Origin of the sequence: Paenibacillus haidiansis (assembly GCF_036553665.1) — a bacterium.
GTDB classification, from domain to species: Bacteria; Bacillota; Bacilli; order Paenibacillales; family Paenibacillaceae; genus Fontibacillus; species Fontibacillus haidiansis.
Genome location: NZ_JAZHPZ010000003.1, coordinates 91,767 through 114,633 on the forward strand (window position 1 = coordinate 91,767; position 22,867 = coordinate 114,633).

Below are 22,867 nucleotides of genomic sequence, written 5' to 3' on the forward strand. Positions count from 1 at the left end.
ATTTTATATATAGATAAGAATCTTTTTCACAGCATGTCTTCACCGTTCGTCCGGATCACCTTCTGATACCAGGCAAAACTCTTCTTGCGGTAACGGTTCAACGTACCATTACCTTGATCGTCCTGATCGACGTAAATGACCCCATAACGTTTGGACATTTCCGACGTAGACGCGCTGATAATGTCGATGGCCCCCCACATGGTATACCCCATCACATCCACCCCGTCCAGAATCGCTTCCTTGACCTGCGTAAGATGCTGACGCAGATAGTCGATCCGGTAATCGTCGTTGATCGATCCGTCCGCTTCGACGGTATCTCTGGCCCCAAGCCCGTTCTCGACGATGAACAGCGGAATGCGGTAACGGTCATACATCTCTTTCAGCACGGTACGCAGCCCGACCGGATCAAGCTGCCAGCCCCATTCGTTGCGTTCGAGATGTGGATTTTTGACGGTACTGTACAGATTGCCCCCCGTGACTCCATATTTCTCCGGGGTTACGGTCGATACGAGCGAAGTATAGTAGCTGAAGGAGATGAAGTCCACGGTATTCTCGCGCAGGAGCTGATCATCACCGGGTTCTTTGATAAGATGAATTCCATTTTCCTCAAAATAGCGGGCGAGGAACGGAGGATATTCCCCTCTCACCTGAACATCGGTGTGCAGCAGGTTGAACTGGTTGTCCACCAGCGCCTGATGCACATCATCCGGGCTGCTCGTCGCCGGATAATGAATCATGCGCGCCAGCATGCAACCGATGCGGAACTCAGGATTGATCTCCCGGCCGAGCTTCGTGGCCATGCTGCTCGCTACGAATTGATGATGCAGCGCCTGATAGGACGCCTCAAGGAAATTGTCGTACCGGTCCTCCACGATCCCGCCTCCGGTGAACGGCTCGATCAGTGTCGTATTGATCTCGTTGAATGTAAGCCAGTATTTTACTTTGTCCTTATAACGGTTCATTACCGTCTCGGCATATTTCACATAGAAGTCAACGACTTTGCGGTTGGCCCAGCCCCCGTACTTAAGCACAAGCGCCATCGGCATTTCGTAATGCGACAACGTAACAAGCGGTTCGATATTGTATTTCCGCAGCTCGTCGAACACATTATCGTAGAACTGCAAGCCCGCTTCATTCGGCTGCGCGTCGTCGCCATTCGGAAAAATCCGCGGCCAGTTGATCGACAGGCGAAATACCTTGAAGCCCAGCTCGGCGAACAGCGCAATATCTTCCTTGTACCGGTGATAGAAGTCGATGCCGTACCGTTTCGGGTATCCGGCCGCACTCTTGTGCGCCATCGCTTTCTCGATGGATTCGCTCGTGACATGCATCAATTCTTTCAGATTCACGTAATCCTTCTTCTCAAAATAGGGCACCATGTCCGCTGTCGACAGGCCCTTGCCGTCTGCGTCAAACGCACCTTCCGCCTGATTGGCCGCGATGGCCCCGCCCCACAGGAAATGCTCCGGGAATCCTTTGACAGTACTCACAGTTATCAGCTCCTTCAATGAAATCGGATGATATTTAACTTACTGAACTTCCACTTTAAGCACCGGCTGGTTCATGGAAATTTCCCCGAGCTTCACCGGTTCAACCTTCGTATACTCCGCTGTGTTGGTTACCACCATCGCGGTCGTAATATCGTACTCCTTGGCGATGTTCACAAGGTCAAACGTCAGCAGCTTATCGCCTGCCCGCACAACGTCACCTGCCTTGACATGCGCCTCAAAATACTGGCCGCGCAGCTTCACGGTGTTGATGCCGACATGAATCAGCAATTCGGCCCCCTCTTCGCTGCGAATGACCAGCGAGTGCTTGGTTTTAAACACATTTTTAACCGTTCCGTTGACCGGAGATACCAGTTCTCCGACTACAGGTACGAACGCGACGCCCTTGCCCATCATTTCTTCGCCGAAGGTCGGGTCGTCCATTTCAGTCAGCGGGATCGCTTTCCCTTGCATCGGGGAAACGATCGTTTCATTCGTAACTTCAATTTGCTCGTCTTCCACCACTACAACCGAAGCGGCTTCCGATGTTGCGCTGTTCGTTGCATTGTCACTTGCGCTCTCCTTTGTGACCTCACCACCGGCACCGGCTTCTTCGTTGATGCCGAGAATAACGGAAGCGATGAGCGATACCACGAAAGCTATAGCCATGCCTGCGATGGCATACCAGAAAGTAGGACCGATGAATGCCGGTATGCCGGGAATCCCTCCGTTGCTTGCAAGTACATAAGCATTGACGCCGAACATGAGCGCGAAGCCCCCGCCCGCCGCACTGCCGATCATAGCGGCCAAGAACGGTTTCTTATAGCGCATATTCACACCATACATCGCCGGTTCCGTTACGCCCATCAGCGCGGTTAAGGAGGTTGACAGGGCCAGCGATTTCAGCTTTTTGTCTTTGGCCCGGAAGAAAACGCCGACGGTCGCGCCGGCTTGTCCCATGTTGGAGATATAAGTCAGCGGCAGGAATTTATCGAATCCGGCCGTCGCCAGATTGCCCAGAATCACCGGAACCAGGGCATAGTGCATCCCCGTCATTACAATCAGAGCCATGGCTCCGCCAAGCACAATACCCGATAGCAAACCGCCTTTGATAATCAGCCAGTTAATGCCTCCCGAAAGAGCATCGCCGACAAAAGTGCCGAGCGGGCCGATGGCAATGAGCGTAATCGGCACAACGACAAGCAGACTGAGCAAAGGCACAAACAACAGCTTTAACGAAGCCGGAATAATGCGGTTAAAGCCTTTCTCCACATACGACAACAGCCAAACGGACAGCAGAATCGGGATAACCGAAGACGCATAGGTTACCGGCGTAACCGGGATTCCCAGGAAAGAAACCGGATCGCCGCTCGACAGCAGCGTTGTGATATCCGGGTACATCAGCGCCATGCTGACCGCGGCGGCGACGAACGGGTTGGCGTTAAATTTACGGGCCGCGCTAAAAGCGATCAGCATCGGCAGGTAATGGAAGACGCCGTCGCCGATGGCCGAAATGATCCGGTACGTATCGGAACCGGCCGTCATCCAGCCCAGGGAGACAAACAAAGCGATAAATCCTTTTAAGAGACCCGCACCCGCAATGGCCGGGAGAATGGAAGCGAATACGCTTGCAATGAAGTCAAACAACCTCGAGATCGCGTTTTTGGACTTTTTCTCGCTTGTTTCAGCCGCTTTCTTCTCCTGCAACTCCGGATATTCCTTCACCAAGGCGTCAAACACCTTGGAGACGTCATTGCCGATAATCACTTGATATTGGTCGGCGGCAATGTTGGTGCCCATAACTTTGTCGAGCCCTTCCAGCGCTCGCTTGTCGGCTTTGTCGTTATCCTTCAGGTTAAAGCGCAGACGGGTAATACAATGATAAACGGAATTAATGTTGCTTTTACCGCCGACTCCTTCAACGATTTTTTTTGCCGTTTCTTGGTAGTTCAAGCTGACCCCTCCATATTATTTGTTAATCCAAAAACCCGAACGATAAAGACAAGACGGAAGTATTCCGTCGCCTCTCTCATTCGGGTTTTGCCTGATTGAACAGTAACAAGCCCATGGCCTTATTTCCTTTTCATCAAACGTTCCAGATGCAGCGTCAGATAGAGTTGCTCTGAATGCGTCATGCGGTATCCGTAATTTTTCATAATGAAGCTCTCGATCTTCTCAATGCAGGCAAATGTCTGCGGATAATTTTTGCGCACTATATCATACAGGTACTCTTCCGTATCATCGTGGCTCGTATGGGTGATAACCCGCTGTCCGAAATATTTCAAATGGGTGATGAACCGGAAGTAATTGACGCTGTCTTCGTCAAGATCTACCTGGAAATGGTATTTGATAATACTCAAAATTTCCTGCAGTAGCTGCATCAGATGCGCCACATCGTTCATGGAATCGTTGATCTCCGCGTTGACGAAATGCAGGGCGATGTTGCTGATTTCCTCTTTCGGAAAATCGATGCCCAGGCGCTCGCGCAGCAGCGTGATCGACTCTTTGGCCACATCATATTCTGCATTGTAGAAGTGCTGCACTTCCCAAGACAAGGGATTGCGGATAATCATGCCCTCTTTCATCCGCTTGATGGCAAAATGGATGTGGTCCGACAACGAAATGTAAATGCCGTCACTGATATTTTTGCCGAGCTGCATGCGGGCTAGACTGACAATATCGTCGGTCACCTGCAATATCTCGATGGGCGTGTTCATCAGCGTCGCCTTGAATTTTTCATAGATAGCTTCATCCTGAAGATGGAAGACCTTCTCAACCTGACTTTCTTGGATCTCGTCGCCCACATGGTTGTTGAACCCGATGCCCCGGCCGAGGATCAGGAGCTCTCTTCCCTTGTCATCCAGCGAGCTAACGATATTGTTATTAAAAATCTGTTTGATAATCATAGCTACCACCTATTTTGAGGAAAATAAAAAGCGGGCAAAACCGACAACAGAGATCAAGCACAAATGTACTTGCATCTATTGTGGTTTTGCCCGCGTTACCGGTAACAAGCCTCGACACAAAGATATCATATCGTGAAAGCGTTGTCCACAATAAATTAATGGCAAAATATCCCTGACCCGTACCGTTCCGATGCAATTATTCTGCTGCAAACATAGTATGCTTCATCCGTTAGGCAATTAATCCCCTTTCTGTTAGTTCAATTCCGTTGAAAGCTGAATGCCGAGCAATTGCAAGCCGAATCTTACGCTGGGCTGTTCCTGTTTTTCGGTAAGATAACTTGCGTAAACACTTACGGCCGGCGGATGGATATCCGAATCGGCCTCAAAAAGCAAACCGTTGTCAAGATACGGCTGGACCACCGACCTCGGCATGAATCCGAAAATACGTTCTTGAAGAAGCATCGTCAGCATAATCGAGGAATGATCGGTCTGGAGGGCGGGAATATACCCGGGTCCGACCATTTCGGCAAACCATTCCGGGAAAGGCCCGCCCCACTCGGTATGACAGTAATCCGCGGAACGGAAATCCGCTTTATTCACCCTTCTGCCCTTTTCATTGGATACGAGAATAATTTCTTCTTCAAACAACAGTACTTTGGAAACCTTGGGGTGATCGGCAGGGTCATATCTGACAGCCACATGCACCGTACCGTCGAGAAGGAGATCACGGATCATGTAGCTTGCATCGATATAGCTGAGAAATTTAACGGCAACGTTCGGATGGCAGCGCCTAAAAGCCAATATGGATTCAAGGTAACGATAGTGCCAAACAACGCCCGGTCCGCTTAACACGATATAATGCTCGAATTGTTCAGAGAGGGTCAGCCGGCTTTCCTGAAACAACCGGACCACTCGTTCCGCGTACGGAAGAAAGGCAAGCCCCGCCTGAGTGATACTGACATTCCGGTTATCCCGCAGCAATAAAGCTTTTCCCATGGATTCTCGAGAGATTTGATTCTGGCGGTAACCGCAGATTGCGAAATATGCAAATGTTCGGCGGCTTTTGTAAAATTGAGGGTTTGACAGACCGCAAGAAATGCTTCGAGTTGAAAAAAATCCATAGCCCGATCCCCTTAATAATTCGTTTTATTAATTATTGCTATATGTAAGATTCGTTATACAAATTATATTGGTTTAGATATGATTTGACTATCGGAAGCTGTCCGATTATACGACTTCAAAGTTAGAAAGAGGTGCGGAAAATGTTGAAGGATTTCAAAATTGAGCGGATTTCGTCGGTTGGTGAGCATATCGACGGACTTTCCGAACTTCTGGTCGATGTGGTTGACGGCGGGGCGTCCCTCGGTTTTCTGCCGCCGCTGAAACGGTCCAATGCAGCCGAATACTGGGGTCATGTTCATCAGCCCGAGGTATTATTATGGATTGCCCGGTCGAAAGACCGCATAGTCGGGACCGTACAATTGCATTTGTGCACGAAAGAAAACGGCCTCCACCGGGCCGAAATCGCCAAGCTGATGACCGCTCCGGACTACAGGCGAAAAGGGTTGGGAAGGTCGCTTATGCAAACAGCCGAAATGCATGCAAGACAGGAAGCTCGAAATTTAATCGTGCTCGATACGAGAGATGGCGATCCGTCGAATTTGCTGTATGAATCCCTCGGCTATATGAAGGGCGGAACTATTCCACGCTTTGCAAAATCCGCGGACGGCAAACTGGATGCGACCAATCTATATTACAAGTGTTTGGATTAATTCCTTATGAAAGCGGGAAAAAAGGAGCAACTGCCGATTACAGTTTGCTCCTTGTTTTATATTGACCTGAAATTCTATCTTCCGGTCCACCGTAACCCTTCTCTATTATGCGTCGATGAACAACCAACAGTAACATGGTAACATAGCTCTTTTGTTATTAATTAACATAATAGGTATTGACTTCTTCTGGGACGAAATGGTATTTTTGTAATGAAACCGGTTTCTTCGACGTTTTGTGCAAACGATTTCCCTGCTGCTGTTAAAATCTTGGACACCCCGCTGTTTGCAGCATCTGTAGCCTTGAGAGTTAAACCGCTACCGATGCAAGATCTGTGTCAAACGGCAGATTTCGCAGAAGTGAGTAGCCGTTTCTGTTAGATTTACCTGCCGTGCTTCGCAAAGCGGGTGCGCAACCGTTTTCCTCAAAGCAGAGCAGGCCCGATTTCCAAGATGCTAAAATTAGAAAGGAGAGTTGGTTTATGAAATCGTATTCAAAGTTTTTGGCCACCCTGTCACTTTCTATCAGCCTGCTGCTTGGTTCTTCGCTTCCCGCATGGGCTTCGCCCGATACAAGCGTCGATAACAAACTGAATTACAGCACGGACGTCATTTATCAAATCGTCACGGACCGGTTCGCGGACGGCAATCCGTCCAACAATCCGACCGGCTCGGCCTTCAGCGGCGATCGCTCTAATTTGAAGCTGTACTTTGGGGGAGACTGGCAAGGCATTATCGACAAAATCAATGACGGCTATCTCACCGGTATGGGGGTCACGGCCCTGTGGATTTCTCAGCCCGTGGAGAACATCACCGCAGTCATCAATTATTCCGGAGTGAACAATACGGCATACCACGGTTATTGGGCCCGCGATTTCAAAAAGACCAATACCGCCTTCGGGAGCTTTACCGATTTTCAAAACCTAATTAACACGGCGCATGCCAACAATATGAAGGTGATCATCGATTTTGCGCCGAACCACACCAGCCCGGCTTCGTCCACCGACTCCAGCTTCGCCGAAAACGGCGCGCTCTACAATAACGGCTCGCTGCTCGGGACTTACGGCAGCGATTCCGGCGGTCTGTTCCACCACAACGGCGGCACGGACTTCTCCACGATCGAAGACGGCATTTACCGCAACCTCTATGACCTCGCGGATATCAATCAAAACAACAACACCACTGACAACTACTTTAAAGAGGCGATTCAGCTGTGGCTGAACATGGGGGTTGACGGCATCCGGTTCGATGCGGTGAAGCATATGCCGTTCGGCTGGCAAAAAAGCTACGTCTCTTCCATCTACGGCAGCTCGCATCCGGTGTTTACGTTCGGCGAATGGTTCCTGGGCGTAGACGAAACGAGCGCGGACAATATGAACTTCGCCAACAACAGCGGCATGAACCTGCTTGACTTCGCCTTCGCGCAGGAAGTGCGCGAAGTGTTCAAAGACAAGAGCGAAACGATGAACGATCTCAATTCGGTGCTGAACTCCACCGCCTCCAGCTATAATTATCTTAATAATATGGTGACGTTCATCGACAACCATGACATGGACCGCTTCCAGGTGGCCGGCGCCAGTACACGGCCGACCGAACAAGCCCTGGCGCTCACCTTGACCTCCCGCGGGGTGCCGGCGATTTACTACGGTACCGAGCAATACATGACCGGCGTCGGGGATCCCAATAACCGGGCGATGATGACTTCGTTCGATACCAATACGACGGCCTATAAGGTAATACAAGCGCTGGCGCCGCTGCGCAAATCCAACCCCGCTCTAGCTTACGGGACGACTACGGAGCGCTGGATCAATAACGACGTGTTCATCTATGAACGCAAATTCGGCAGCAGCGTCGCCCTTATCGCCATCAACCGTAACACTTCGACGTCGTATCCGATTTCCGGCTTGCTGACTTCGCTGCCGGGGGGTACTTACACCGACACGCTGGGCGGGCTGTTAAGCGGCAATTCCATTACCGTCGGCTCCGGCGGCGCCGTCACGAACTTTACGCTGGCGGCCGGAGGCACGGCGGTTTGGCAATACACGGCGTCCGAGACTTCGCCGATCGTCGCCAATGTCGGACCGACGATGGGCAAGCCGGGCAACACGGTAACGATCGACGGCCGGGGCTTTGGCGCGGCGAAGGGGACGGTCTACTTCGGAACTACGGCTGTCACCGGTTCGAATATCGTGAGCTGGGAAGACACGCAAATTAAAGTGAAGATCCCTGGCGTAACCGCCGGAAAAACGACCGTTTCGGTCAAAACGGCCGCAAATGTTACAAGCGGCAACTTCAACAATTTCAACGTGTTGACCGCCGATCAGGTGACCGTCCGCTTCAAAGTCAACAATGCGACCACAACCTATGGAACAAATGTATACCTGGTGGGCAATGTCGCCGAGCTTGGCGCCTGGAACACCGCGAGTGCGATCGGCCCGATGTACAATGTCGTCGAAGCCTCCTACCCGACATGGTATTTCGACGTCAGCGTCCCGGCAAATACGGCGCTGCAGTTCAAATTCATTAAGGTCAACGGCAGTACGGTGACCTGGGAAGGCGGAAACAATCATACGTATACGACGCCGTCCAGCGGTGTAGCTACGGTAACGGTGGATTGGCAAAATTAAAATCTACCGAGTATACAGAAGGCCGGCCTTGAATAATAGGCCGGCCTTCTATTGGCTAATGTATGTCTTCATCTTTTCCCACGTCTAACTTCTTAACCTTTTAACACTTTCAGTTCCCAAAAAACTTGCTATACTCGCAACCAGTATACTTGAAGAATTCATTTTGGCGGCATAATACAACCCGGTCCCTAAAATGAGATCAATCAGTATGAATTTTTTGATGGTTGATCCTTTTATGGTGTAAATAATGATCCATTGCTTCTTGTATAGTTTCAATATGGTTCTCACCCTCACCCTTTTTTGTAAAGGTATGAGCTTGATTGGTTGTCTAATTCGCAGGTTATCTTCATGATAACCCGCACTCTCCTATCTAACGCTTTACGACTGGTCGTTACAGTCGTTTCCAATCTTCAACAGCACGCCAGATCGCGGCCACGGCTTCGGCACGGGTAGCTTGGGCTTCGGGGATAAACGTGTTGTCCGGGTAACCGCTTAACAGCCCGGCCCCTGCCGCCGCCATGACGGAATTTCGTGCCCATCCGGCGATTTGGTCCTGATCGGCAAACGACGTCTCTGAGGCAGGATCAGGCAAATGCAAAGCCTGGACAAGCATCACTGCCATCTGCTCTCGCGTTATCGGATCATCGGGCCCAAAATTGCCGGACGCATAGCCTTTAACGATCCCGTGGGAATAAGCCGCACCAATGGCCTCTTCCGCCCAATGGCCCTTTGTGTCGGTGAACGTCTTGCCTTCCGTATCGGTCAGGTTAAGCGCCCGAACCAGGATCGCGGCAAATTCGGCCCGGCTGATATTGTGGTCCGGCCGGAAGCTGCCATCCTGAAAACCGTTTACCGCCCCCGTATCAGCGAGCTTTTCAATATAATTTTGGGCCCAGTGTCTCTGGACATCCGTAAATCGGCTGCCCGTCTGAAGCTCGGGGTGTTGCTCTTCCGCTTTCCCGCTGGCGATGATGGCAAATTTTCCGAAAAGGACGGTCTTGCCACCGGCCATGCCTTGCTCCCAGTCCACGTCAACCTGATCCAGCCTGGTCCAGCGTTTCGCCTCCTCGTCCAGCCGATAAAGCCCGAGTTCCTCGTTTTCTTTCCGAACGGATTCAGGATCGAAGAATAGATGGACCGTAACGGCCTTGTCGAACTTCTCGGCCGCATCCAGCTTCAATTCGATCACTTTGCCGATCAACCGCTCTCCATCTTCAAATGGAAGCGAGCCGATCCCGACAAATTCGTCAATGTTCACATTGAATTGGCGATTCAGCGCTCCGGCAGGGATAATGAGCCGGCCCCCCGGGAAATCGATCTTTCTTCCTTCCAAACCGACCGGATAGACGCTGCCGGATGCCCGGCTTCCGCCAGAGTGACTTGAACGGTCCGATTCGTTCCCACCGGGTTCATTCGTCTCTTGGCCGCTCAAGCGGAACCGCCTGGACGAAACTTTACTTTCGTTGCCGGCCCGATCGAGCGCCCGGACATGCACAAACCAGTCGCCATCCGCATTATCGATCTTCAGGACCGATCCGTTCACAAACGGAGCCCAACCTTCGGTTGGCGCGGTGCCGGACGTCGTCCAGACATATTGCAGCGAGGAAGCATCCGGTCCGCTTAAGGTATCCGAAACCGTGACTGCCGTGGCAGCCGACGCCGACGCTGTTTCGCGGCCGTCCGGATTCAAGGCGACCGATGGCGGCGTCTTGTCGATGTTCACCGCGATTTCCAGTGATCGCGTGTTCCCGGCCTCATCCTCCGCCTCGAAGCGAAGATTATGAACGCCATCGTCCGAAATCGCTATAGGTTCCCTGTTTGCATACGGCTGTAAATCTCCTCCATCCAGCGAATAGGTAAAGCTCGCGATTCCCAGGTCGCCCGCTTTGGCATATACGCTGACGGTGACACTGGCGTTCGCCCATTCCCCATTCGCGTACTCGCTTCCGTCCGCGTTGACCAGGGTAGGCGTCAACAGGATGCCCGACGTACTGATGTTGACCGTACGCCGCTCTGCCGCCTCATTTCCCGCCGCATCAACCGCTTTGAATGCAAGATGATAAGTACCGTCTTCATTCAGAACGATGTCATCGAAGTATGGATTCCATGTCGCTTCGCCATCCGTCGAATACGTAACCGAGGTGACACTGCCGCTATCGTATGCCTCCACATGAACGCCGACGCTTTGATTGGTCCATTCCCCGTCCATATACCCGCTTCCGTCCGTCTTCGTCATCGAAATTTCGATTGTTGGCGGCTCGGTATCGGCGTCCGGAATGAATTCAACCGGCATATTCTCGAAACCGAGCAATCTGTTCCCTGCCGGATCGGCGATACTTCCAACTCCGTTATCATAGGACAGAAACGTTTGCCGCCCCGGATCCATCGCTTGAGTTAAAGTCAAAACCAGCGTTTTGCTCCCCGTCCCCTCTACCCGCGTCAGCGGAACGGCCTCTCCTCCGGCCATAACGGAAAGACCCGACCCACCGGAAGCCTCAACTTCTTCATCCAAAGTCAGCGCAATTTGATCCGGGTGCTCGCCCAATATCATCGCGTCCACGACGGTCGGAGACGCGATATCGGGTTGGGCCGCAGCATCGATTCCCTGCAGGAAAGGGTAAGATTTCCCTTCTTGAATTCCCCATAATCCGCCCCAATTCCAGCCGCTGCCGTAAGCGGCACTTTGCTTCATAGCCGCTGTCGATAGCGGTTCGCCTTTGCCGGTATCGGACTTTCCGGTCGTTTCCGTATTATAGAAGCTTGCTCCTACCAACCCGATGTTCAACCCTACAAGACCGCCGATTTCGTCCCCGCCCGAGAATGTCACTACGGCGTAGGCGTTTTGGATAATACCGGTATTTTGCCCCACCAGTCCGCCCATATTGGAAGAACCCTGAATCGAACCGGTCGCATACGAATTGAAAATATTACTGATGTTGGTGCCGGCCAACCCGCCGACGGAATCACTTCCGGTAATGTTCCCCGAGGCGAAAGATTGGGAGACCATCGCGCCGGCGGCATTTCTTCCGACAAGTCCCCCGACAATGGTGGTTCCACTCGTATTGCTGTCGGCATAAGACAGATTTATGATCCCGGCGTTGTTGCCGACCAGTCCGCCAATGTCGCTGATACCGCCCACTCTGCCGATCGCGCTTACCTCGTTGAGAACGCTTCCCGAATTGTTCCATCCGACCAGTCCGCCAACCGCACTCATGCCTTGAACGCTGCCGTTCCAGGAGGAATTGCCGATTGAGCCAACGTTGTAACCGATTAGCCCGCCGGCAGCGAAAATCCCCCCGGTGACTTCTCCGGATGCATGGACATCGGCAATTCGCCCGCTTGTCCCGTTATCCCCCGCGAGCAAGCCGATGCGGTTACCTCCAGTGACTTGGCCGTCGATCAGATGAAGGCGGCTCACCTCGCCGTAAATCGAGCTGAACAATCCGGCATTTCCACCAGGGTAGACATTGCCGTTTATATAGAGCCCTGTAATGGTGCGCCCTTGTCCGTCCAGGCTGCCCGTGAAAGAGGACCATCCGTTAAGGGTGCTTCCTAGCGGGATGAAGCCGCCGCCGCTGCTGCCGCTTGTCGCCCACATATCCGAGCTGCCGTCAACAAATGTATCGCCGAAATCGATATCCTCGGCCAATTTGTAATCAGCGTCCAGATTTAGTGCAATCAACTGAAGCTGATGGGCATTTGCGATCTCGGCGGACCACTCCGACCGCAGAAACGGCCGGGTCGCTCCGCCGGCCATGTACCACACATTCGAGAAATCCCAACCGGTATAGTTCGCCTGGGTCAAAGCCTGCGATGTCGTTAAGCCGTTTCCGCCGCATCCCGAGTGAGGGTCGGATCCACACATTGCAGCTTGCCCGGTTGTATCCGCATCCCAATAAATGTTCAGGAAATAAGCGCTGCTATTGTGCCCGATGACCCCGCCGACAAAATTAATTCCGCTGACGTACCCGGAGGCATAGGAATTCTTAATCACGCCTAAATCTATCGTCTGCCCGATTAGACCGCCAACCCCCAGGGACCCGTTTACGTCGCCGATCGCATAAGCGTCGTTTAGGTTACCGCCATGCATAGTCCCGATCAGCCCGCCTATGTTACTATAGCCGGCAACTTTGCCTGCGGCATAGGATTGATTAATGACTCCGGCCGCGTTGTTACCCGCCAGCCCTCCGACGTTATAAGTACCGCCGACTTCACCCGAGGCGTAGGAAAATTCGATGTCGCCGGCGTTTTCCCCCGTCAATCCTCCGGCATCGTAACCGCTGGCCGTGACGTTCCCGGTCGCATAGGAATCCGTTATTTCGCCTGTGCGATCATTGAATCCGACCAGTCCGCCTGTATAATGGTTACCGAATACCTTGGCGCTGCTGTACGAGTTATCCACCGTACCTTGGTTATATCCGACCAGTCCGCCCGTACCGGTGCCACTTCCCTTGACGGTTCCTCCGGCCAGGCCGACATTCCGGATAACTCCGTTATTGCCGACGGTTCCGAACAAACCGACACTTTCGCTCCCCGACCAATCGATGGTCAAATTACGGATCACATATCCGCGGCCATCCAATACGCCTTCGAAGGCGTAGGCGCCGCTACCCAAGGCATTGATGCCGATCGGGACAAATCCTTCGCCGTTATTCCACGCCGCCGTTTCCGAGGCGTCAATATCCGCGCCGAGTATATAATGGGCGGATAGATCATTACGCACATCGTTCAATTGCTTCAGCGTGGTAATCACGTAAGGATTGTCGGCCGATCCGTCGCCGGTCATACCTGAGTCCCCCTCCGCCGCAGATGGGTAAGGGAATACCCCAAGGATAAGAGCCAATGTCATAAATAAACCGCAAAATCGTTTCAAACCGTTTCTTCCTCCTTTCTCTAATTTCTTATGCCGCCTCGAAAAATTATATTAAATTTTACGAGCCCTTGAATCTAACCCCGGTTATAGGCCCGGTTATACCCGCCACAAAAAAAGAACAGCCCCGCTAAACAGCGAGACTGTCCGTATCCTATTTTCATATATCCGATTTAAACCTGCAGTTCCTTGCCGCGCTTGATCGCTTCTATCCGGTTTTTTACCTGCAGCTTGCTGTAAATATGGTTGATGTGCGCCTTCAAAGTTCCCATGCCGATGCCCAGCGTATCGACGATGGCCTTATTGTCCATTCCTTCTTCCATGCAGCGGAAAATCGTAAGCTCGCGCGGCGTAAGCAGCATTTCCAATGTAGTTCTCCCGGGAAAAGCTTGCTCGCCGGCCCCTTCGAAGGCCATCATAATTTTTCGCACAAAGCTAAGCGTAGGCGCGTTTTTGTCGCGCAGGTTCCCTTTTTGCCGGTGCTCCACATAGTCCGCCAGCATTTCGGCTACCGTTCCGCCCTTATCCGTGAACACCCGGACGTAATCATCGGGCTCCGCATACTTAAGCGCTTCTTCCAGCTTGAGTATCGCCTCTTGCGGCCTATCCTCCAAACGCAGCATCATCGCCTGTAAAATAAGGAGATCCAGGGCATCCATCGGGCGATATCCCTTGATCGCAACGGACAGCAATCGTTCGGATAAACTCCAGGCTTCCCGGATGTTTCCCGTTTCTATCAGCAATCTAACGAGACAGATATAAACAAACAACTGATAGACGGATACCGGATCCTCCGGGGAAATCCCATAGCGCTCCCGCCATTCCGCCGCCTTCGAACCGTCCCCCTGGTCCAGCCAAAGTAAGGCCATTTCCGCTTCAATCAGGATCAGAGCTTCTTGGGCGCCGTCTTTTACCGCCCTCCGGTAAGCTTCCTCCAGCCATTGCTCGGCCTGGGACATGTCCCGCTGCGCTTTGCCGATCCGGGACAGGAACAGGCAAGCGGGAACATACACCTTTTCCGGTTGAAAATGAGCCTGACTGCGGCCGTACAGTCCCGTTTTAATATACTCCTCGGCCAGTTTCAGCTCATTGCGTTCATAAAGGAGCTCGCCATAGCACACCAAAATCGAGTCTTGCAGGCCCATTTGTTTCATGAATTCGATCATATTGGTGAAGAACGAATCCGCCAGCTGCCGGGGCAAATGCTTGCCCCGCTTGCCGTTATAGGACCTGTAAATGGACGGACAAAGCGGCATTTGTGGAGAGGCGAAGATCAGATCCGTTCCTTGCGGGCTATATTTCAGAGAGAGACGGATATATTCCAGTCCTTTGTTCATATCCATATCGTATTGGGTCGCTTTAAAATTCCTTACATAATACAGATAGCCCAAAAAGCGGTTTTTGTCCTCCGGTTGCCATAGGTTCCCGTTAGCTTCGCAATGCCGTTCGGCTTGCTGCAAATAACGTTCCGCCAGGTCGGGTTCTTGTCCCCATAGTAAAGAATAGGTGTAGGAGAAATAAAGGTAAGGATGACGCATCAGCAAATCGTCGGGGATCGCCTGCAGCCAAACCTTCATGGTGGAAAATTCCCTGCGGATCAGCAAGCTTTTCATCCGCTCCAGCAGACCGATCGCCTCCGGGTAGCTTGCTCCGGCCAAATAGTAATCGACCGCTTCCTCGAGCAGCCCCTGCGATTCGCACCAGGCGGCGGCGGATTGATAGAGTACGTTTATTCTGTGCGGAGCCGTCCGTTCCAGCCGGTTGCGCAAAAACTCGCCGAACAGATGGTGGAACCGGTACCAGCTCCCATGCTCATCAAGCGGAATCACAAACAGGTTCAGCGAGATCAGCTCCTCGAGCCTGCCCGCACCGTCTTCCCCGGCCACCGCCACGCAGAGCGGATGATTCATTTGCCGTAAAACCGAGATATCCAGCAGAAACCGCCGCATCGGGTCGGCTAACGAATCGAACACTTCCTCGAACAATAATTGTTCGACGCTTCCGTTCAGGGAGTGCCGCGGTATCATCGCCCCCGGCCCGCCGCCGGAGCGAATCGCGAGCGAGTACAGCTTAAGACCCGACACCCAGCCTTCGGTCTGCCGCAAAATGCCTTCGATCAAATCGCGGTGAAGCTCTCTCTTCTCGGTCAAACGGTAATATTCCGCCGTTTCCTGAAAATCAAAGCAGAGTGGTCCCGCCCCAATCTCCCGGACCCAGCCCCGGCTGATCCATCTCGCCTTGAGGAAGCTCCCCGTGCTGCGGGATGCGAAGCAAAGATGCACGCCCGGCGGCAAATATTCGAGGAAATAAGATACGGACTCCAGAATATCCGTGTTATGAATCGCATGCCAGTCATCGAAGATCAGGACAAACGGGGGACTCTTCTGCTTGAAGCTGTTAAAGCTGTTCAACTCGTTTAACAAGGAAACTATGAACGGCTCATATAGACCGGGGCTAAGCGTTGTCATCGCTATGCTTAGGTTGGCGCCGGATTCCGCCCATACCGGCTCCATCGCCTTGATCACATAATTCCAAAACCGGACCAGATCATTATCCCGTTCATCCAAGGAAATCCACCCGACCGGTCCGTCAAGTTGGCTGGCCCATTGTCCGACCAAGGTCGTCTTCCCGTAGCCGGCTGGGGCGGTTAGGAAAGTCGCCCTGCAGATCAACCCCTCATTCAGCCTTTTAACAAGCCGCGGACGCGGCAAGTTTTCGGACAGGGACGAGGGCAACTTCAATTTGGACAAGAGCAGACCCCGTGTTTCGCTTGTCAATGGCATTCGCCCCTCCTTACACGATAAATCCTCCACCAAGAACCGCTTTGCATTTCGTCTCTTACTCTTTAAGACTGATTCTCTTTTAGTAAATACTATTATATGTAAATAGTATCATTCCATTATCCGGAAAACCAGACGACGATCTCGGCCTATTCAATTCGGTTTTATAATTTGTCCATCGCTTTTCGAACATCATAATCGTTCAGATCGGGGTCCGCGGCCATTCCAAGCGCCAGTTTGGCGAGCTGGCCGCCGATAAACGGCCCCATCGTCAACCCGGACGCTCCCAGTCCGTTTGCCGTGAGCAGGCCGTCCCAGCCGGGGACGTGTCCGATTACCGGGAGGAAATCCGGCGTGAAAGGTCTGAAGCCGACTCTTACTTCCTGAAAAGTGCCGTTTGCCAATCCCGGCGCTAATGTCAGGCCTTTATTCAGAATTTCTTGCATCCCGCCCGCGGTTACTCTGGTATCGTAGCCCTCCACCTCGTTTTCATGCGTCGCCCCGATCACGATCCTTTGCCGGTCAAACGCCAGCAAGTATTGATCGGAAGGCGGCATGATAACGGGCCAGGTGCCTGTATCTTGCCGCCCGGGAACTTGCAAATGCATGATTTGCGCTTTTTGATAGCGGACTTTGAAATCGATGCCCAAAGGCCGCAGGAGTTCGTTCGCCCAAGCCCCCGCGCAAACGATAACCGCGTCAGCCGGGAACTGTTCATTGCCGACTTCAACGCCCGTTACGCGGTTCGTCCGATATTGCAGTACGGCATCCCCGTTCAGCAGCACGGCCCCCCGTCTTTGCGCCGACCTTAAGAGCGCGTCGCGCAGTGCACGGCCGTCGACGCGGGCGGCACCGCTGATATGTACGGAGTGATAGCCTTCAGCCAGTAAGGGAAACAGCTCATGAGTTTCCTTGGAATTCATTCGCGTGATTTCACCGATTTCCGGCGCATCCGGTTTTCTTGCCCGAGCCCGCTCCTCCATTTTTCCGATCTTTTCCAAGTCTTCATGAATACTGAGCGCGCCTACTTGGGCGTAACCCGTTTCCGTCTCGCCCTCGCTTATCAGTTCTTCTATCAACCCCGGGTAAAAATGAGCGCCCGCTTTCGCCAGCCGGTACCACGCCTGATTGCGCCGCTGTGACAGCCAAGGGCAAATGATGCCTGCGGCGGCATCGGTCGCTTGGCCTTTATCTTTGCGGTCGACGACCAGGACATCCGCCCCCAGGCCGGCCAAGTGGTACGCGGCCGAAGCCCCGGCAATTCCGGCTCCAACGACAATGACTCTCTTCATGGATGCATCCCTTCCTTAATGATGTAATGTAATATTCAGGAAATTTAACGGTCATCTATGACCATTAGAGGCTTCGGTTTATATTATCCCGGCTTTAAAGGACATAGATGACCGTTAAAGGCAAATAAACAAAGTTTTTTCGGGTGAAATCACCTCTAACGGTCATCCGCGTCCGTTAATATCCGAAAATTTCAAAGTTTACTCCTCTAATGGTCATGAATGTCCGTTAAAAATCGTTCATGCATCCTTCTTCGGCCGCCAAGCCAAAAAGCGCAGGTCCCGAGGTAATTCAACCTCGAAACCTGCGCTAGTACATAATCAAAGCTCCATAGTCTCTAAGAACTCTCAGTTCCGGATGAGATAATCGAAAGCGCCCAAGGCTGCGGTTGCGCCGGAGCCCATCGAAATAATGATTTGCTTATAAGGACTGTTCGTGCAGTCGCCCGCAGCAAACACGCCGGGGATCGTCGTCGCGCCTTGGCGGTCGACGATGATTTCACCCATCGGTGTGCGTTCCAGCGTACCTGCGAGCCAATCCGTGTTCGGCACGAGACCGATTTGCACAAACACGCCTTGCAGTTCAATATGCTGTTCAACACCGGTGTCGCGCTCGACGTAGGTAATTCCGTTGACCTTATCGGTTCCGGTAATTTCCTTCGTCTGAGCATTTTTAATCACCGTTACGTTCGGAAGGCTGTAAAGGCGGTCCTGCAGCACGGAATCGGCCTTCAGTTCAGGCGCAAATTCAAGCACGGTTACATGGCTGACGATTCCCGCGAGGTCGATCGCCGCCTCGATCCCGGAATTGCCGCCGCCGATGACGGCAACATGCTTGCCGGCAAACAACGGGCCGTCGCAATGCGGGCAATAGGCAACGCCTTTGTTCTTGAACTCCGCTTCGCCCGGAACATTAACATTCCGCCAGCGGGCGCCGGTGGACAGGATCACGGTTTTGCTCTTCAGCACACCGCCATTCTCGAGTTCAACTTCGATGAACTCCTTCTTCTCCAGCCCTTTGGCACGCTGGTTCTTCATGATGTCCACATTATATTCCTTCACATGCTCTTCCAGGTTCGCCGCGAGTTTCGCGCCCTCGGTATGTTTGATGCCGATTAAGTTCTCGATACCGACGGTATCCAGCACTTGGCCGCCGAAACGCTCGGCGACAATACCCGTGCGGATGCCTTTACGCGCCGCGTAGATCGCGGAGCTGGCGCCGGCCGGACCGCCACCGACAACAAGTACGTCGAAAGGCTCTTTATCGGTGAATACCGAAGCATCGGGAGCATCGGCGATTTTGGCGACGATCTCTTCAATCGACATCCGCCCGCTGCCGAAAAATTCGCCATTCAGGTAAACGGATGGAACCGCCATAATGTTCTTGCTTTCCACCTCGTCCTTGAAGGCGGCGCCGTCAATCATCGTATGCGAGATGCCCGGATTCAGGACACTCATGATGTTCAATGCTTGAACGACATCAGGACAGTTATGGCAAGTCAGGCTGATGTAAGATTCGAAGACATATTTGCCTTGAATACTCTTAATTTGATCAATAACGCTATCTTCAACCTTCGGCGCCCGTCCGCTGACTTGCAGCAAAGCGAGGACCAACGAAGTGAACTCATGTCCAAGCGGAACGCCGGCAAAGGCGATTCCGCTGTCCTCCGCACCGGCCCGGTTTACGCTAAAGCTCGGGGTTCTATCCAACTGAGCTTGTTCCACCGTAATCCGGGAGGACATGCCGGCGAGTTCGTCCAAGAAAGCCAGCATGTCTTTGGATGCGTCGTCGGAGCCGGCGCTAACTTTGATTAGCAAGTCTCCTTCAAGGAGCTGAAGGTATTGGTTTAATTGTTGCTTGATATCAGCATCCAACACCGCTTATCCCCTCCTTAGATCTTACCTACGAGATCAAGGCTAGGTTTCAGTGTTTCTCCGCCTTCTTGCCATTTTGCCGGGCAAACTTCGCCTGGGTTGTTGCGAACGTATTGAGCGGCTTTGATCTTGTTGATCAGCGCGCTGGCGTCGCGGCCGATGCCGCCTGCGTTAATTTCAAGCGCTTGAATAACGCCGTCCGGATCGATGATGAATGTACCGCGGTCAGCTACGCCCTCTTCTTCGATCAGAACGTCGAAGTTGCGGGAGATCACGTGCGAAGGATCGCCGATCATGATGTAAGTGACTTTACCGATCGTTTCGGAAGAGTCATGCCATGCTTTATGTGTAAAGTGGGAATCGGTCGATACGGAATAAACTTCGACACCAAGGGATTTCAATGTTTCATATTGTTCTTGCAAGTCGCCGAGTTCAGTCGGGCATACGAAGGTGAAATCTCCAGGATAGAAGCATACAACGCTCCATTTGCCTTTGAAATTATCTTCGGTTACTTCCAAGAATTTGCCGTTTTGGTAGGCTTGCGCTTTAAAAGGCAGTACTTCTTTTCCAATCAGTGACATAGTTTAAATTCCTCCCGTTTAATTTTAATATTTAATTGAGAACCATTAGCAGTTTAGAATGATTATCATCTGCTGTTAATTTAAATAATATCATTACTTACCCATTTTTGCATGAAGAATACATGAAGACAGTTTGACCATTATGTGAACAAATTCTCTTTTAAATTCTTATTCAATCCGGATCGAAAATAAACCACCCGGTTTCAGCGTTTTCTATTATAGTAATCTCTCCGCCTGCTTACTGCCCCTGGCAGAGGTAAAAGCAGCCCAAAGGGGGCTGCTTTGCTGTTTGCTTTGATCTTAGGTTTATGAAGCTATTTATTTTTGGTATAAAGCCAATTGAAATATCCGGCATGCTTGATTTCATCGGTCATGATTTCAAATATCCAGTCGCGATATTCGGGGCCGATCTGCAGATAAATGGTTCTGTATCTTTCAAATGCCCTTAACTCGCCGAGCAGTGCCTTTTCCAATCCCTCCAGGTAGGTTGCAGGCAATGCTTCCGCAGGTTCTTGCTTCTCCACGGGCAGTTGTCCGGTCAATTGCGTATAAATGGTTTTGAACATGCGGCGGTGCTTTCTTTCGTCGTCGCGAATACGTCTGATAACTTCCTTCTCCTGCTCGGTAGGTGCCGCTTTGATCAGATAATCATAGAAAAGCTCGTCATTTCGTTCCCCTGCAATGGACTCCCGGATCATGCCGATGACGGCTTCTTTATTACGATAGTAATAATAATACATATAAACACTCCCATCTTAATTGAATTATCGCATTCAATGTATTCAACAAGATAGGCGGATGTACCATGGCATTCGAGGTGCCAAACTTCGGATTCCGTTCTATTATTGAATTTCCTTGCCGGTGAAAAGCTCTACTCTCGCCTTCACCAGCTCGGTATATTCCTTCTCCATCTTCTCGGCGCCGACCGCGTTCAATTCGGCGATAAAGTCGTCGTAAATTTTGTCAAATTCAGCCGGTTTGGCCTGAACCGCTTCCGGAATCCGTTTGCGAACGATGTCCTGAGTCTTCTGGGAGATGACCTGGTAATCTCCGTCCGTCGGAACCTGCATATTGTATAATGCCCCCCATTCTTTAACGGGCAACTCGTCCTCGCTTGGGAACAGATCCTTCCAGGTTGTGGCGTTATAGGCGGCCAATGTTTCCTTCTCGACGTCCGAATAACTCGCAATGATTTGTTCCGGAAATTTGGTCGTATAGTAATTGCCGGTGGAATCTTTCACGCCATCTCCGTACCGGACTCCAAAGACGGAGTACAGGTCGATGCCCGTTTCTTTGGCGAATGTACTCGCATCATTGACTTTTTTATCGAGCACGTCGGCGGGAATGACACGGGTGCCGTTTTCAACGTTATAATGCTTGCCTTCGATCCCCCAGTTTCGTAGCACTTGGCCTTCTTCCGAGGATAGCCAATCCAGGAACTTGATCGCGCGGATCGGGTCCTCGCAGGCGGTCGTGATGCTGATCCCGTATCCGTCAACCCCGAAAGATTGCATAGCGTGATCCTTATATTGCTCGCCCATCGTCACCGGAAAATGCGCGTATGTGTAATCGTATTTGCCCGCGGCTTTCAAGGCGTTCTCGGCGTCCGCGTATTCCCAGTCCACCGAAGTCAGGCCCAGCACGCGGCCGCTGGCGATTTTGGCTTTGTACTGGTCTTCTTTTTGGACAAAGGTATCTTTATCGAGCAATCCTTCATTGTAAAGCTTGTTTAACCAGCGGAAATATTCTTTCTCTACCGGGCGCTTATAGTGAAGCATCGCTTCATAAGTTTCGGGATCGACATGATATTCGCCGTCATTCATGCCGCCCGTTGTGTTATTGGCTTGATTGGTGATCGTAATCATAATTTTCCAGTCGTCGGCGTTCAAGGTCAGCGGAATCGTAGGCTGCCCGTCCGTCATCGGATGTTTCTCCGCGTATTCCCTGAGTACGTTTTCATAATCATAAATCGTTTTGATTTCCGGATAACCGAGTTCCTTGAGCACGCGATGTTGAACTTGAAAACCATTGGTAACATCAAAGTTTTGCTGGTCGACTCCGATATTCGTCGTAATCGAATAAATAGCCTGATCTTCGTTGCTGTATTTCATGCGGTTCATATTTTCGCTCATGACTTTTTTGATATTGGGCGCGTATTTGTCGATCAGCTCCGTCAGATCCAAGATCAGTCCGGCATCCACCAGCTTGCCTAGTTCGCCTTTAGCGTAAATCAGGTCGGGAACATCGCCGCTCGCCGCCATCAGGGCGATTTTGCTTTGTCCCCCGCCGCTGCCTACATCGTATTCCGCGTCAAGGGTAACCCCGGTCTTGGCTGTGATTTCTTTCCCCACGTCATCCTGCATGTTGTTCCAGCTTGGACTCGCATCCGCTCCAAAAAACGTGAACGTAATCGGACTCGTATCATCCCCGCTGTTCTCATTTGCCGGACTCGCGGAATTATTCCCTGAACCGCCACAGCCCGCCATTATGAGCAGCAGGCTCGCCAGCGCCAAGGTTGCTAATTTTTTGCTCAAGCTTCTCTTCATAACCACTCAATCCCCCTTATGCATCGCTGTTAATTTTCCCGCCCTATTGAACGCGCTTACAAATCTATTGGCCAATGATTTGAGAGGCATCACTCCCGCAGGCGATTCACATGCTTGCATTCATCATTCTATCGCAC

Annotated in this window: 14 protein-coding genes; 2 read left to right on the forward strand and 12 right to left on the reverse strand. The window is 51.8% G+C overall.

Translation table 11 applies throughout. The annotated features are described in order from the left end of the window. Positions 1 to 26 precede the first annotated feature (26 nt). The 5 genes from V3851_RS07590 to V3851_RS26945 all read right to left on the reverse strand — a co-directional run bounded on the left by V3851_RS07590 (position 27) and on the right by V3851_RS26945 (position 5,514). Positions 27 to 1,490, reverse strand: coding sequence for a glycoside hydrolase family 1 protein (locus V3851_RS07590; RefSeq protein ID WP_331845920.1), 1,464 nt, complete (start codon positions 1,488 to 1,490; stop codon positions 27 to 29). A 39-nt stretch (positions 1,491 to 1,529) separates the two neighbouring features. Continuing rightward, entirely contained in the window at positions 1,530 to 3,440 is a 1,911-nt protein-coding gene (locus tag V3851_RS07595; RefSeq protein WP_331845921.1) for a beta-glucoside-specific PTS transporter subunit IIABC, read from the reverse strand. A gap of 119 nt (positions 3,441 to 3,559) precedes the next feature. Then, positions 3,560 to 4,393, reverse strand: coding sequence for a BglG family transcription antiterminator LicT (licT, locus tag V3851_RS07600; protein WP_331845922.1), 834 nt, complete (start codon positions 4,391 to 4,393; stop codon positions 3,560 to 3,562). A gap of 252 nt (positions 4,394 to 4,645) precedes the next feature. Then, entirely contained in the window at positions 4,646 to 5,389 is a 744-nt protein-coding gene (locus V3851_RS07605; protein WP_331845923.1) for a LysR family transcriptional regulator, read from the reverse strand. Beyond that, positions 5,275 to 5,514, reverse strand: coding sequence for a LysR family transcriptional regulator (locus V3851_RS26945; protein ID WP_414859281.1), 240 nt, complete (start codon positions 5,512 to 5,514; stop codon positions 5,275 to 5,277). The genes V3851_RS07605 and V3851_RS26945 overlap by 115 nt, the downstream gene beginning before the upstream one ends. Positions 5,515 to 5,655: 141 nt before the next feature. Between V3851_RS26945 and V3851_RS07610 the strand changes: the two genes are divergently transcribed. Both V3851_RS07610 and V3851_RS07615 read left to right on the forward strand, forming a co-directional pair. Beyond that, the gene (locus V3851_RS07610; RefSeq protein WP_331845924.1) at positions 5,656 to 6,165 is read left to right on the forward strand and encodes a GNAT family N-acetyltransferase; all 510 of its coding nucleotides are present in this window, start codon (positions 5,656 to 5,658) and stop codon (positions 6,163 to 6,165) included. 479 nt (positions 6,166 to 6,644) lie between these two features. After that, positions 6,645 to 8,789 carry an alpha-amylase family glycosyl hydrolase gene (locus V3851_RS07615; protein WP_331845925.1) on the forward strand — a complete coding sequence of 715 codons (2,145 nt, stop codon included), beginning with the start codon at positions 6,645 to 6,647 and terminating at the stop codon, positions 8,787 to 8,789. Between the two features lie 391 nt (positions 8,790 to 9,180). On the opposite strand, the gene V3851_RS07620 is transcribed toward V3851_RS07615, so the two are convergent. The 7 genes from V3851_RS07620 to V3851_RS07650 all read right to left on the reverse strand — a co-directional run bounded on the left by V3851_RS07620 (position 9,181) and on the right by V3851_RS07650 (position 22,730). Further along, the gene (locus V3851_RS07620; RefSeq protein WP_331845926.1) at positions 9,181 to 13,575 is read right to left on the reverse strand and encodes an S-layer homology domain-containing protein; all 4,395 of its coding nucleotides are present in this window, start codon (positions 13,573 to 13,575) and stop codon (positions 9,181 to 9,183) included. 257 nt (positions 13,576 to 13,832) lie between these two features. Continuing rightward, positions 13,833 to 16,436 (reverse strand): LuxR C-terminal-related transcriptional regulator, encoded by a 2,604-nt coding sequence (locus V3851_RS07625; protein WP_331845927.1) that lies wholly within the window; start codon positions 16,434 to 16,436, stop codon positions 13,833 to 13,835. Positions 16,437 to 16,603: 167 nt separating this feature from the next. Further along, a complete protein-coding gene (locus V3851_RS07630; protein WP_331845928.1) occupies positions 16,604 to 17,731 on the reverse strand; it encodes an NAD(P)/FAD-dependent oxidoreductase in 1,128 nt (375 codons plus the stop codon). Between the two features lie 345 nt (positions 17,732 to 18,076). Next, a complete protein-coding gene (ahpF, locus tag V3851_RS07635; RefSeq protein WP_331845929.1) occupies positions 18,077 to 19,606 on the reverse strand; it encodes an alkyl hydroperoxide reductase subunit F in 1,530 nt (509 codons plus the stop codon). A 14-nt stretch (positions 19,607 to 19,620) separates the two neighbouring features. Further along, positions 19,621 to 20,184 (reverse strand): alkyl hydroperoxide reductase subunit C, encoded by a 564-nt coding sequence (gene ahpC / locus V3851_RS07640; RefSeq protein WP_331845930.1) that lies wholly within the window; start codon positions 20,182 to 20,184, stop codon positions 19,621 to 19,623. Between the two features lie 314 nt (positions 20,185 to 20,498). Next, entirely contained in the window at positions 20,499 to 20,924 is a 426-nt protein-coding gene (locus V3851_RS07645; protein WP_331845931.1) for a ferritin-like domain-containing protein, read from the reverse strand. A 102-nt stretch (positions 20,925 to 21,026) separates the two neighbouring features. Then, positions 21,027 to 22,730, reverse strand: coding sequence for an ABC transporter substrate-binding protein (locus V3851_RS07650; RefSeq protein ID WP_331845932.1), 1,704 nt, complete (start codon positions 22,728 to 22,730; stop codon positions 21,027 to 21,029). Positions 22,731 to 22,867: the final 137 nt, after the last annotated feature.